Source organism: Pelagibius marinus (genome assembly GCF_014925385.1).
Classification (GTDB): domain Bacteria; phylum Pseudomonadota; class Alphaproteobacteria; order Kiloniellales; family Kiloniellaceae; genus Pelagibius; species Pelagibius marinus.
Map to the genome: position 1 here is coordinate 380963 of NZ_JACSDK010000010.1, position 13176 is coordinate 394138.

A 13176-nucleotide genomic window follows, 5' to 3' on the forward strand; every position below is an offset into this window, starting at 1 on the left:
CGCCGGTTCATGTATAGTCCCGGTCGCCGCCGGTTGCAGCGCCGGGCCGGCGACCAGGAGCCCCCCAGTACCGAAGCCAGATTATGCCCATCAAGATTCCCCATGACCTGCCGGCCCGCGAGTCGCTCGAGCGCGAAGGCGTGCTCATCATCCGCGATACCGACGCCATCCGGCAGGATATCCGCCCGATGCGGATCGCCCTGCTGAACCTCATGCCGAAGAAGATCGAGACCGAGACCCAGATCGCCCGGGTCCTCGCCGGCACGCCGCTGCAGGTGGAGATGACGCTCTTCGCGCCGGAGGGCTACGTGCCCAAGAACACCCCGCGCGAACACATGCTGGACTTCTACCGGCCCTGGCAGGACATCCGCGACGAGAAGTTCGACGGCCTGATCGTCACCGGCGCGCCCATCGAGCAGCTGCCTTTCGAGGAAGTGACCTACTGGGACGAATTGTGCCGCATCTTCGACTGGTCGCTGACTCACGTCCACGGGCTCTTCGCGCTGTGCTGGGGCGGGCAGGCGGCGCTCTACCATTTCCACGGCGTGCCCAAGCACCAGCTGCCGGAAAAGCGCTTCGGCGTCTTCACCCACCGGGTGCTGGACCACACCTCGCTGCTGATGCGCGGCCTCGACGACGAGATCCACATTCCGGTCTCCCGCCATACGGAGAACCGCCGCGAGGACCTGGAGGGCCATGAGGACCTGGAGGTGCTGATCGACTCAGACGAGGCCGGGCTCTGCCTGGTGCACGACAGGCGCCTGCGCCAAGTCTATATGTTCAATCACCTGGAATACGATTCAACGACGCTGGACGCCGAGTACCGCCGCGACCTGCAAAAGGGCGAGGCCATCGGCCTGCCGCAGCATTACTACCCGCACGACAATCCGTCGGAGCAGCCGGTCAACACCTGGCGCGGCAACGCCCACCTGCTCTATTCCAACTGGATCAACTACCTCTACCAGACCACGCCCTTCGATCTGGAGAAGATCGGAACCTGACGTGCCGGAGGGCTTGCCGAGCGGATTCAGGCGACGCTGCTCGCGGCGTCTTCCGCCTCGTAGTTCCAGATCCGGCCTCTTCGCCCTTTCACCCAGATGGGCAATTTATCCCCCCTGGCGCGTGCCAGGTTTGCAGAGGCGTAGGGCTGGGCCTCGGATTTCCTGAAATCGATGGGAAGCTGGCGATCCAGCGCTTCGACCGCCGTCCAGTGCACAGACTCGTTGACGCCGGTCTTCTTCTTTTCATCACCGATCTGCTTATCACCGATTTCCCGGTCATACGGTAGCACATTGAGCGCCCGAAGCGCCTTGTAGGCGAGGGAGTAAGAAGGTTCCACCTTGCCACTGGATATTTCCCTGGGTTCCAGAGTGTGAAGGTGCTCTTTGAACTCGAGCCCGCATTCCTCGGCCCGGTCAGCCATCCATTTCAAGGAGATGTCGGAAAGGGTCCTGTTACGGTAGCCGCCGCCGATGTTGGAGTGCACGCCCGCGAACCAGACCTGCTCGACCACATGGTCCTTGTCGCCCATGGAGGTCCATAGATCGGGTTTGAAGGGCCGTCGCCGCTCGTCGATGGCAAGGGCGTGGTAGGCGTGTTTCACGTCCTTTCCCAGACCCGTATCGTGGAAGCTGACCCACTTCCTGGACAGGCGCTGTAGCATTGGCGTGGGTACGCCAAGCGCGCCGACCGTGTCCCAAACGCCCAGGAAGTGAATCGGAATGCTCTTTACGCATTTGATGCCCAGGTCGTCGAGTACCCTCTGTTCTTCAGAGGTCTGCCGCTTGTTCTTTTCGGTGCGGTACAGACGGTAGGCCTCGGGCAGCCAGGCGAGGTGCTTCTTGTCCATCAGCCCTATCGAACCGATGAACCCGGCAAGCGAACGGGCGGAGAAGGCGCCCCGGCTGAAACCGAAAATGTAGAGTCGGTCTCCGGACTGATAGTTGTTGGCGATGAAGCGGTAGGCATCCTGGATATCGTTCGATATCCCTGCACCCACAGCGCCGCCGATAAACCTGTCGTAGAAGCCGGCGTCCGTTCCGACCCCCGTATGATAGTAGGTGATCTGTGCCGTGCCCCGGCTGTCCCGCTGTTTCACACCGCGGACGACCTTCAAGACATTGGTGGGCTCTTGCTTGAACTTGGAATTGCTGGACTCTTCCTCGGGCTCGTTCCAAGTCCCGTCCATGCAGATCACGATCTTCTTGTTGGGTGCCAGCAAGGGGCTCGATTCGAGGCCTGCGGCAGCAAAATCAGACATCTCACCAGCTTCCCCAGTAGTGAATGTCGACTTCTTTGTAGCTTAGACGATAACGGTCTGAAGCAGCAATAAGGGGCAACGGCCGGCGCATCGGGGGGATCAGGTACATGACAACGCGCGCCGGCCAACCGCAAGTTGCCGGAATCTGCGAAGGGAGGCGGCAAGCCGCCCCCGGTATCGGCTCTAGCTGGCCTTCTTCAGCGCGACGCCGGCGTCCTCCATCAGCATGGTCTTGTTGAGCAGTTTCACGCAGGCGTAGATGGCCTCGATGGCGGGCGAGGAGACCTCGACCAGCTTGCCCATTTCCAGGATCGCGCCGATCAGGGCCTCGGTCTCCAGCGAGCGGCCGGCCTCCACGTCCTGCAGCATGGAGGTCTTGTGCTTGCCGACCGACTGGGCGCCGTCGATGCGCTTTTCGATGGTGTGGCGGAAGTGGACGCCCAGCTTCTCGCCGATGACCTGGGCCTCGGCCATCATGGTGGCGGCAAGCTGGCGGGTCTCCGGGAAGGTGCAGATATCCTCCAGGGTCGCGTGGGTCAGCGCGCTGATCGGATTGAAGGAGAGGTTGCCCCAGGCCTTCAGCCAGATCTCCGAACGGATGTCGTCCAGCACCCGCGAGCGGAAGCCGGCCTCGACCAGCAGGTCGTGCAGCTTCTGGACGCGCGCGCTCTCGGAGCCGTCCAGCTCGCCGACAGGGAAGCGGTCGCCCTCCACGTGCTTGACCACGCCGGGCTCGGTCACCCCGGCGGCCGGGTAGACCACGCAGCCGACGATGCGGTTGCCGGGGATGTAGCGGTCCAGCACGCCCGAGGGGTCGAGGCTCTTCAGGCGCGTGCCGTTCAAGGGACCCTTGAAGTTGTGGAAGTACCACCAGGGCATGCCGTTCTGCACGGTCATGATCATGGTGTCGTTGTCCAGCAGGGCCTCGACGTCGCGCGCCACCTGGTCCAGGAAGTGCGCCTTCACGGCCAGGATCACCAGGTCCTGCGGCCCGGCTTCCTTGGCCGAGCCGACGGCCTTCAGCTTGGCGACGATCTCGCTGCCGTCTTCCCAGATCAGCTTCAGGCCGTTCTGTTGAATGGCGGTCAGGTGCGCACCCTGGTCGATGACGGTGACATCATTCCCCGCCTGGGACAGCTTGGCGGCCATCAGCCCGCCGATGGCGCCGGCGCCGACTACGCAGATTCTCATGGTCTTCTTTCCTCTGTCTTGCGCCGCTGTTGCCGCGGCTTGCTTTCCGAGCCTTCGAACGCCTGCCTTTGGCGGCAGGTTCTATTCGTTCAGGTAGGTATTGATCAGGGCGCCGATCCCGTCGATGACGATGCTCACTTCGTTCTTCGGCTGCTTCATGGAGCCGACCCCGATGGAGGTGCCGCAGGCGATAACGTCGCCGGGCAGCAGCGTCATGTCGTGGGACAGCAGGCTGACCAGCCGGTGGGGCGGGAAGATCATGTCCGCGACCGGGTAGTTCTGCCGCTCGTCCCCGTTCAGGACGGTGCGGATCGACAGCGTCATGGGGTCGAGATCGGTGGCAATCATCGGCCCGAAGGCGCCGAAGCCGTCATAGCTCTTGGCGCGCGCCCACTGGGCGAAGGTCGGGTCCTTCTGGATGATCTTGGCCGCGGTCACGTCGTTGACGCAGGTGTAGCCGAAGATGTGCTCGGCTGCCTGGTCCTCGGAGATTCCGCGACACTCCTTGCCGATGACGATGCCCAGCTCACCCTCGTAGACCACCGGGCCGTCGTAGCTGCCCGGCCGCCTGATGGTGGTACCGCCGGCGGTAAAGGCGCTGGGCGCCTTCAGGAACCACAGCGGCTCCGGCGGCTCGGCCACCTCCAGCTTGGCCGCCAGGGCATGGAAGTTGTTCCACAGGCAGATCATCTTGCTGGGGTCGCAGGGCGTCATCAGCTCGACCTCGGCCGCCTTCACGGTCTGGCCGGTGGGGGACGCCCCGTCGAAGATGTCGCCTGAATAGACCTTGAGACTGTCGCCCTCGAGCTGGCCATATCCCACATGGTCGCCGCGGCGGAACCGCGCCCAATGCATGCTTTCCTCCCTCAGGTGCCTTCGTTTTTTCTTTTCAGCTTAGCACTGAAGGGGACGATTGTTGACAATCGAAAGCGGCCCGGAAAGCAGACCGGTGGATCACAAATCGTGCCGGGCGGCCGCGCGGTACGATAAGCCCGCGGCGCCGGCTTCTCACCACGGTGAGCCGCCGTCAGGCGACGTCCCGAAGGGCGAGGCGAATAGCACTCGAATAAATCACCTGGCGCCCGAATAGTTTTCGCTATGTATAGCGGCAAAAAACAGGTGTTGTTTATATCTCAAAAATAGCCATGTATATTTTGGCTGAATATGATTTCAGCTAATTCGAAAGAAAAGCATATGGTTGAACAGAGAAATGGACCTGCCGGCGACAAGCCAGGCGTGGCATCCATGGCTCCGACGAGGCGCCGACAGCTCGACCACGGCGCTGCCGATCATCCTGAAAGAGGTGCGCCATGACCCTGCGCCCGGAATACTCGCTCGTTCATTCGGAATTCAACAACTTCCTCTTCGCCTATGTCGGCGAGGAGAAGAGCGGCCTGCAACTCACCGTGCTCTCGGCGCTGGCGCGGCTGGGACTCGATCCTTGGGCCGAGGCCGCCCGTCTGTCCGGCCTGACAAAGGAAGCGGCGACCTCCGCACTGACGGAGACGATTTCCGGTCTTCCCGGGGGCGACTGGGAGGCGGCGGACCAGCGCGCCATCGCCGTTCGTCTGGTGGGCTTCCTGCCGAGGCGCAGCGGGACTTCGGCGAAGTCCCCGCAAGGCGATGAATCCGGAGGCGCGAAGTCCAAGGCGGCCGCGCCGAGCTGGGTGCCCTGGGTCATGCTGGGCGCGGCGCTGCTCCTGTACTTTCTCTGGCAGCAGAACGGCTAAGCTGCCGGACTGAGCCAGAAGGTCCCGGTCTGCAAGGCGGCGGTTCCTGGGAGCCGCCGCAAGTTTTTCTGCGGCAGGCGGCCTGCTAGAGAGAGGCATCCAGGGCCTTGACCAGTTTGTCGATTTCCTCCGGCGCGGTGTAGTGCACGAAGGAGAGGCGCAGGACGCCGGTTTCCGGATCGATCCCCAGGGCCTGCACCAGGCGGTAGGCGTAGAAGTTGCTGACCCCGGCGGCGATGCCGCGCTTGGTCAGTTCCTCCAGCACGGCCTCGGCGGGCTTGTTCTTGGGGTGCAGCGCGACAGTCGGCGCCCGCTCGGCCGGATCGGTGGGGCCGAGCACTCGGAGGTCGTTGCGCTGCCGCAGGTAGTCGAGGAGCGGCCCGAGCAGGGCCTTCTCCTGCGCCGCCATCAGGCCGTGCACCCGCCGCCCGCGCTCGGCGGCGCCCACCTCGTCGCTGAAGTGATGGGCGTGCAGGGCGTCGAAGTAGTCGGCGATGCCGGCGGAAGCGGCGATCTGCGCGTGGTCCGGCCCGGCCGGAGTGAGACGCTTCAGTACACTGCCCGCATTGAAGAAGTGCGCCTGGTTGGGCAGGCGTTCGGCGAGCTCCTTCTTCACCACCATGAGGCCCTGGTGCGGGCCGTAGGTCTTGTAGAGCGAGAAGAGGTAGATGTCGGCGCCCAGTGCCTTTGCGTCGGGAAAGCCGTGTGGCGCGTAGGAGACGCCGTCGACCACCGCCACCGCCCCGGCGGCCTGCACCTTGGCGCAGATCTCCGCCACCGGGTTGATATGGCCAACGATGTTGGAGCAATGCGGGAAGGCGACCAGCTTTGTCTTGCGGGTCAGGACCTCATCGAGATCGGCGGGGTCCAGCTTGCCGCTTTCCGGATCGACCCGCCATTCGCTCACCACGACGCCGCTGTCGGCGAGCTTGCGCCAGGCCCCGGAGTTGGCCTCGTGGTCCTGGTTGGTGACCACGATCTCGTCGCCTTCCTCCAGCATCTCCCGGAAGGCCTGGGCTAGGACGTAGGTGTTCTGCGTGGTCGAGGGCCCGAAGTGCACCTCGTCGGTGGCGACATTCAGGTAGCCCGCCAGCCGCGCCCGCGCCGCATCCATCTCCTCGCCCGCGCGCCTGGAGGCCGGGAAGGGGCCGTAGGGCTGCACCTTGGTCTCGCGGTAGAAGCGGTTCAGCCGCTCGATCACCGGCCCGCAGGCGTAGGAGCCGCCGGCGTTCTCGAAGAAGGCCCAGTCCTGCAGGGAAGGCTCGGAAAAGGCGGGGAACTGGGAACGGACGAAGGAGAGGTCGAGGGAGGGCATGGGCTAGTGAAGGCCTTTATTCCGCTGCTCAAAATACCGATCGAAATTCTCCGCCAGATCCGCCAGGGGCGAGGCGTCGTCGGCTCTTTCGTCGGCTGCGGAAATGAACTCGATGAAACCGACCCTCGTTTCTACGTCATATTCGCCCAGTGCGTGATCGAGAAACAGCATTCCGATTTCCTGATGAAACTTGCGATCCTCTTCCGTCAGGCCTTTCATAAAGATCTCAAGCCCCACCTTCCCGTCATCCTCGTACATCTTGTATGTGACGTCGTTCGAGGAATACTCGCGGCCCTCGAGGACCATGTGGTCGCTCATGCCCAGCCTTGGCCGATACTTGATCCAGACCCAACGGGGCAGTTCCGGTGCCGCGTCATGCAGCGCTTCGACCGCCGGGAATGACCTTTTGATACCGTCGGCGCTGATGATGAACTCGCGCTTTCCATCATCTCTTACAGGTCCGAACAGAAAGGTCAGGTACGGATCAACTTTCGCCATCCGCCGTTGCAGGTCATTACATATCGTCTCTCCTGCCGTCACGACGTCGAACAGGCGATCCTCGTTCTTCTGAAACCAGTTCCAGAAGCGCTTTTCCTTCGAGCCACCGAACATCGAATTGTCCTACGCTACCGCTTCAGGAAATCGATAGCCTCGTTTCCCAGCACCTTCAACTGTGCCTTCACCGGCGGAGTCTCCGCGATCACTTTTCCGCGACGGATGATGGCGAGGCGGGCGGGCTTGAGGCGCAGAGCCTCCAGCACGTCCTGGGCCTGGAGGATCACCATGTCGGCGTGGCAGCCGGGCTTCAGGCCGTAGCCGTCGAGCTGCATGACCTTGGCGCCGTTCCCGGTGACGGCGGCGAAGCAGGCCTGCTGCTCGGCGACGCCCGTCATCTGGCCGACGTGGAGGCCCATGTGGGCTACCTCCAGCATGTCGTGGCTGCCCATCGGATACCAGGGGTCCATGACGCAGTCGTGGCCGAAGGCGACATTGATACCCTGCTGCAGCAGTTCCTTCACCCGGGTCATGCCACGGCGCTTGGGATAGGTGTCGTGGCGGCCCTGCAGGGTGATGTTGATGAGCGGGTTGGCGACGGCGTGGACGTCGGCTTCCTTCATCAGCGCCATGAGCTTGGTGACGTAGTAGTTGTCCATGGAGTGCATGGAGGTGAGGTGGGAGCCGGTGACGCGGCCCTGCAGCCCCAGGCGTTGGGTCTCGAAGGTCAGGGTCTCGATGTGGCGCGACAGGGGGTCGTCGGACTCGTCGCAGTGCATGTCGACCAGCAGGCCGCGTTCGGCGGCGACTTCGCAGAGCAGGCGCACGGAAAAGGCGCCGTCGGACATGGTGCGCTCGAAGTGTGGGATGCCGCCCACCACGTCGACGCCCTTGTCGAGGGCGCGCTTCAGGTTCGCCGGCGACTTGCCGTAACGCAGGTAGCCGTCCTGGGGGAAGGCGACGAGCTGCAGGTCGATCCAGTCCTTCACTTCCTCGCGCACGTCCAGCAGCGCATCCACCGCCAGCAAGCGGTCGTCGCAGATGTCGACGTGGCTGCGGATCGCGAGCGTCCCCCGGGCGATGGACCAGCGGCAGAGGGCGAGGGCGCGCTGCTTGATGGCTTCGACGGTCAGCTCGGGCTTCAGCTCGCCCCACAGCGCGATACCCTCCAGCAGGGTGCCGCTCTGGTTCAGACGCGGCAGGCCGAGGCTCAAGGTCGCGTCCATGTGGAAGTGGCTGTCCACGAAGGGCGGACTGACCAGGTGGCCGGCGGCGTCGATGGTTTCCGCCGCCTCGGCCTCGATCTGCGGGCGCACCTCGGCGATGCGGCCGTCCTGCACCGCAATGTCCTGGCCGGTCTCGCCGGAGGGCAGGGTGGCGTTGCGAACGATGAGATCGAGCATGGTCTCCTCCTCCTAGCGTTCGCCCTTGCGGAAGGGCACCAGCAGCGCCTTCGGGTAGGCCGCGCGCCGCGACATTACGATCATGGCGAGGATCGACAGGATGTAGGGCATCATCAGGAAGAACTGGTAGGGGATGACGGCGGAGGAGGCCTGCTGCACGCGAATCTGCAGGGCCTCGAAGGCGGCGAAGAGCAGGGCGCCGGCCAGCGCCTTGCCGGGCCGCCAGGAGGCGAAGATCACCAGGGCGATGCAGATCCAGCCGCGTCCGTTGATCATGCCGATGTAGAAGGCATCGAAGACCGAGATGGTGAGGAAGGCCCCGCCCACGGCCATGAAGGCGCTGCCCAGCATGACGGCGCAGGTGCGCAGGCGGTGCACGTCGATGCCCTGGGCCTCCACCGCCATGGGGTTCTCGCCGACCATCCGCACCGCCAGCCCCAAGGGGGTGCGGTAGAGGCCATAGCCGACGATGGGCACCAGGATGAAGGCCAGGTAGGTCAGCGGGCTCTGGGTGAAGAGCACCTCGCCGATGTAGGGGATCTCCGAAAGGCCGGGAATGGCGAAGGGCTTGAAGGGCTCGATCTTCGGCGGCGTGGTGACGTCGGGCAGCAGCATGCGGAAGACGAAATAGCTGAGCGAGGCGGCCAGCAGGGTGATGCCGATGCCGGTGACGTGCTGGGAGAGGCCCAGGTAGACGCTGAAGACCGCGTGCAGCAGGCCGAAGAGGGCGCCGCAGGCGGCGGCCACCAGCACCGCGGTCCAGAGGTCGCCGCCCTGGTAGACCCACATCCAGGCAACCATGGCGCCCATGGTCATGATGCCCTCGATGCCGAGGTTGAGGACGCCCGCGCGCTCGCAGATCAGCTCGCCCAGGGTGCCGAAGATGAGCGGCGTGGCCATGCGCACCAGCGCGCCCCAGAAGCCCAGCGTGATGAAGATGTCGAGCAGTTCCATCGCGTTGGTCCCCTAACGCAGGCGCGGCCGGAAGCGCACGAAGAGCACGCTCGCCAGCACCAGCAGCAGGGCGGTGGCGGTCAGCACGTCGGCCAGGTAGTTGGAGATCGACATGGCCCGGCTCATGGCGTCGGCGCCGTTGTAGATGGCGGCGATGAAGATGGCCGAGGCGATGACCCCCAGGGGATGCAGGCCCGCCAGCATGGCCACGGCGATGCCGGTGTAGCCGAAGCCCGGCGAGATATCGAGGGTGAGATAACCCTTGAGGCCGGCCAGCTCGCAGACCCCGGCCATGCCGGCGAGGCCGCCGGAGAGCAGGGCGGTGCGCAGCACCGTGGCGCCGATCGGCATGCCGGCGAAGGCCGCCGCTTCGGGATTATAGCCGACGGCGCGGATCTGGAAGCCCCACTTGGTGAAGCGGATGAAGGCCCAGGCGAAGACCGCGAAGGCGATGGCCCAGATGAAGCCCTGGTGCAGGCGCATGCGCGGCACCAGGGGGCTGAGCACGCCCTCGTCGATGATCGGCGCGGCCTGGGGCCAGCCCATGGCGAGCGGGTCCTTCCAGGGACCGAACAGCAGGTAGTTGGCGAAGAGCAGGACCACGAAGTTCAGCAGCAGCGTGGTCACCACCTCGTCGACGCGCAATTTGAGCTTGAGAATCACCGGGACCAGCAGCAGCAGGCCCCCGGCGACGGCGCCCACCAGGAAGAGCAAGGGGATCATCAGGTAGGGCGGCAGGGTGACGAGGCCGGTGCCGAAGTAGGTGGCGGCCAGGGCGCCGGCATAGAGCTGCCCCTCGCCGCCGATGTTCCACAGCTTGGCGCGGAAGGCCACGGCGGCGGCCAGGCCGGTGAAGATCAGCGGCGCCGCGCGGGTCAGGGTCTCGGTGAGGGCGAAGGTCGAGCCGAAGGCCCCCTTCACCAGTGCCGTGTAGGCGGGAATGATCGGCGCCCCGGCCCAGAGGATCAGCAGGGCGCAGAAGGCGAAGGCCAGAACGACGGCGCCCAGCGGCGCGGTGATGTTCAGCCAGAAGGGGACATGGGCCCGGGGCTCAAGCCGCATGGCCGTGTGCTCCTTTCTGCCGCTGGAACTCGCCGTGGCCGGACATCAGCAGTCCCAGGGTTTTGAGGTCGGCTTCCTCCACCGCCACCGGCGTGGAGAGGCGGCCCTGGTAGAGCACGGCGATGCGGTCGGAGACCTGCAGCAGTTCCTCCAGGTCCTCGGAGATGAGCAGGATCCCGGCGCCCTCAGCGCGCGCCTCGAACAGCAGCTCCTGCACCTTGGCGGCGGCGCCGACGTCCAGGCCGCGGGTCGGCTGGTTGGCCAGGATGACCTTGGGCTGCTCGCTCAGCACGCGGGCCAGGATGACCTTCTGCATGTTGCCGCCCGACAGCGCCCGGGTGGTGGTGGTGGGATCGGCGCCGCGGATGTCGAAGCGCTCGATCTTCTCGCGGGCGTTGCGGCGGATCACGCCGCCTTTCAGGAAGCCCAGGTTGCAGAAGCGCGGGCTGCCGGCGGCCTCCAGGATCAGGTTCTCCTCGACGCTGAGGTCGCCGATGACGCCGGTGGCGTGGCGGTCTTCCGGGATGCGTCCGACGCCGTGCTCCTGCATGGCCAGCGGCGAGGTCTCCTTGACCGGCTGGCCCAAGATCTCGAAGGCGCCCTCGTCGGGCAGGGCGAGGCCGGAGATGAGCGCGGCCAGCGCCCCCTGGCCGTTGCCGGAAACCCCGGCGATGCCCAGGATCTCGCGCCCGCAGAGCAGCAGGTGCAGCTCGTCCAGCAGCGCCTTGCCCTGCTCGTTGCGCAGCGTCACGCCGGCCAGCTGCAGCACCACGGGCCCCAGGGGCTGCGGTTTGCGCTCCGGCATCTCAATGGCGTGGCCCACCATGGCCTCGGCCAGGGCCTCCTTGCTGGTCTCGGCGATGGGGAAGTCGCCCACCAGCTTGCCCAGGCGCAGCACCGCTACCCGGTCGGCCACGGCCATCACTTCGTTCAGCTTGTGGGAAATGAAGATGATGGAGAGCCCCTCGGCCACCATGGTCTTCAAGGTGGTGAAGAGGGTCTCGACCTCCTGAGGGGCCAGCACGGCGGTCGGCTCGTCGAGGATGAGGACACGGGCGCCGCGGTAGAGCGCCTTCAGGATCTCCACCCGCTGGCGCTCGCCCACCGAGAGGTCGCGCACCAGGCGCTTGGGGTCGACGCTGAGGCCAAAGTGCTCGGCCAGCTCTGCGATGCGCCGGCGCGCCTTGGCGGTATTCCGGCGCGGCGCGAGGAGGGGCTCGGTGCCGAGGACAATGTTGTCCAGCACGGTCAGGTTCTCGCCCAGGGTGAAGTGCTGGTGGACCATGCCGATGCCGGCGGCGATCGCGGCCTTGGGCGAGCCGGCGGACAAGCGCTTGCCGAAGGCCTCGATATGGCCTTCGTCGGCGACGTAGTGGCCGAAGAGGATGGACATCAGGGTGGTTTTGCCGGCGCCGTTCTCACCCAGCAGGGCCAGGATCTCGCCGGACTTCAGGTCCAGCGAGATGGCGTCGTTGGCGGTCAGCCCGCCAAAGCGCTTGGTAATGCCGCTCAGGCGCAATACCGGCTGGGCGCCGGCGCCTTGCGGCGCGGTGTCTTTGACCTCTGGCATTGCCAGTTCCCCCTGGCCCCGGGGCTCCGGGGCGATTGCCGCCCGATCATAGCGCAAGCGGCACGGGGCGGTGACGATTTCTCGCCGCCGCCCCGTTTTTGATTTGTCCGCCCTCTGAACCTCAACCTAGAAAGTCGACTTGGGCTCCTCGTCGTTGATCTCGACGACCATGTCGCCCGCTTTGATCTTGGCGGCCAGGGCGTCGATCTTGGCCTTGGTTTCCGCCGGGACCTTGCCCTCGAACTCGTAGAAGGGCGAGAGGGAGGCGCCGCCGGCCTTCATCATCGTCCATTCCTTGTAGTTCTCGGCCTTGAAGGTGCCCGCCTTGACCTGCTCGATGGCGTAGTTGATGGCCGGCTCCATGTGCCACAGGGCGGAGGCGACCACCACGTCGGTTCCGTTCTCCAGCTTGTTCATGTCGTTGACGTTGCCGAAGGCGATGATGCCCTTCTCGCGGGCCGCGTCGACCACGCCCGCGCGCTCGGCATAGAGCACGTCGACGCCGGATTCCACCTGGGCGAAGGCGAATTCCTTGGCCTTCGGCGGGTCGTACCAGGAGCCGATGAAGGAGATCTTGAACTCCACATCGGGGTTTACCGACTTGGCGCCGGCCATGAAGGCGTGGAACAGGCGGTTGACCTCGCCGATGGGGAAACCGCCGACCATGCCGATCTTGTTGGTCTTGGTCATGGTGCCGGCCACCACGCCCATCAGGTAGCAGGGCTCGTGGATCCAGTTGTCGAAGACCGAAAAGTTGCTGCCGTGCTCGACGCCCGGATCGCCCATCAGGAAGGCGATCTTGGGGTAATCGTCGGCCACCTTGCGCGCCTCGCGGCTGATGCCGAAGGCCTCGCCGACGATCAGGTCGACGCCGCCTTCCGCGTACTCGCGCATCACGCGGACGTAGTCGGTGTTCGGCACCTTCTCGGAAAAACTGTACTCGATCTCGCCGCGCTTCTCGGCGGCGGCCAGCGCGCGGTGCAAGGTGCCGACCCACTTCTGCTGGATCGGCACGGTGTAGATGCCCGCGACCTTGATCTTCTCCTGCGCCAGCGCGCTTTCGCCGCTGAGGCCGAAGGCGGCCACGGCCGCGAAGGCCAGGCCGATAGCCTTCACGGCGCTACGCCGCCCGAACGCGCTCTTGAGCAACGCGCAACCGTTTCCCTGTTTCAGAGATGTCATGCCCCCTGTCTCCC

At 65.2% G+C, this 13176-nt stretch carries 12 protein-coding genes; 2 read left to right on the forward strand and 10 right to left on the reverse strand.

Translation table 11 applies throughout. The annotated features are described in order from the left end of the window. The first annotated feature begins 83 nt into the window (after window positions 1-83). A complete protein-coding gene (locus H7X47_RS14005) occupies window positions 84-1001 on the forward strand; it encodes a homoserine O-succinyltransferase (protein WP_193369292.1) in 918 nt (305 codons plus the stop codon). Window positions 1002-1027: 26 nt separating this feature from the next. Here H7X47_RS14005 and H7X47_RS14010 read toward each other — a convergent pair whose 3' ends face one another. The 3 genes from H7X47_RS14010 to H7X47_RS14020 form a co-directional block, all read right to left on the reverse strand. Continuing rightward, window positions 1028-2260, reverse strand: a complete 1233-nt coding sequence (locus H7X47_RS14010; RefSeq protein ID WP_193369293.1) for a T6SS phospholipase effector Tle1-like catalytic domain-containing protein — start codon at window positions 2258-2260, stop codon at window positions 1028-1030. A gap of 183 nt (window positions 2261-2443) precedes the next feature. Next, a complete protein-coding gene (locus tag H7X47_RS14015; protein WP_193369294.1) occupies window positions 2444-3451 on the reverse strand; it encodes a 2-dehydropantoate 2-reductase in 1008 nt (335 codons plus the stop codon). 81 nt (window positions 3452-3532) lie between these two features. Continuing rightward, complete coding sequence (locus H7X47_RS14020; RefSeq protein ID WP_193369295.1) at window positions 3533-4306, reverse strand: fumarylacetoacetate hydrolase family protein; 774 nt, start codon at window positions 4304-4306, stop codon at window positions 3533-3535. Between the two features lie 455 nt (window positions 4307-4761). Here H7X47_RS14020 and H7X47_RS14025 point away from each other — a divergent pair, with 455 nt between their 5' ends. Beyond that, window positions 4762-5181, forward strand: coding sequence for a hypothetical protein (locus tag H7X47_RS14025; RefSeq protein WP_193369296.1), 420 nt, complete (start codon window positions 4762-4764; stop codon window positions 5179-5181). An 85-nt stretch (window positions 5182-5266) separates the two neighbouring features. Here the strand turns inward: H7X47_RS14025 and H7X47_RS14030 are convergent, their stop codons facing one another. The 7 genes from H7X47_RS14030 to H7X47_RS14060 form a co-directional block, all read right to left on the reverse strand. Next, window positions 5267-6496: an aminotransferase class V-fold PLP-dependent enzyme gene (locus H7X47_RS14030; protein ID WP_193369297.1), complete on the reverse strand. Its 1230-nt coding sequence runs from the start codon at window positions 6494-6496 to the stop codon at window positions 5267-5269. A gap of 3 nt (window positions 6497-6499) precedes the next feature. Then, a complete protein-coding gene (locus H7X47_RS14035) occupies window positions 6500-7108 on the reverse strand; it encodes a hypothetical protein (RefSeq protein ID WP_193369298.1) in 609 nt (202 codons plus the stop codon). Between the two features lie 14 nt (window positions 7109-7122). Next, entirely contained in the window at window positions 7123-8394 is a 1272-nt protein-coding gene (locus H7X47_RS14040; RefSeq protein WP_193369299.1) for an amidohydrolase family protein, read from the reverse strand. Window positions 8395-8406: 12 nt separating this feature from the next. Next, on the reverse strand, window positions 8407-9348 hold the full coding sequence (locus H7X47_RS14045) for an ABC transporter permease (protein WP_193369300.1): 942 nt from the start codon (window positions 9346-9348) through the stop codon (window positions 8407-8409). Between the two features lie 12 nt (window positions 9349-9360). After that, a complete protein-coding gene (locus tag H7X47_RS14050) occupies window positions 9361-10410 on the reverse strand; it encodes an ABC transporter permease (RefSeq protein WP_193369301.1) in 1050 nt (349 codons plus the stop codon). After that, a complete protein-coding gene (locus tag H7X47_RS14055) occupies window positions 10400-11980 on the reverse strand; it encodes an ABC transporter ATP-binding protein (protein ID WP_193369302.1) in 1581 nt (526 codons plus the stop codon). The genes H7X47_RS14050 and H7X47_RS14055 overlap by 11 nt, the downstream gene beginning before the upstream one ends. A 126-nt stretch (window positions 11981-12106) precedes the next feature. Continuing rightward, window positions 12107-13162 (reverse strand): BMP family protein, encoded by a 1056-nt coding sequence (locus H7X47_RS14060; protein ID WP_193369303.1) that lies wholly within the window; start codon window positions 13160-13162, stop codon window positions 12107-12109. Between the last annotated feature and the right edge of the window lie 14 nt (window positions 13163-13176).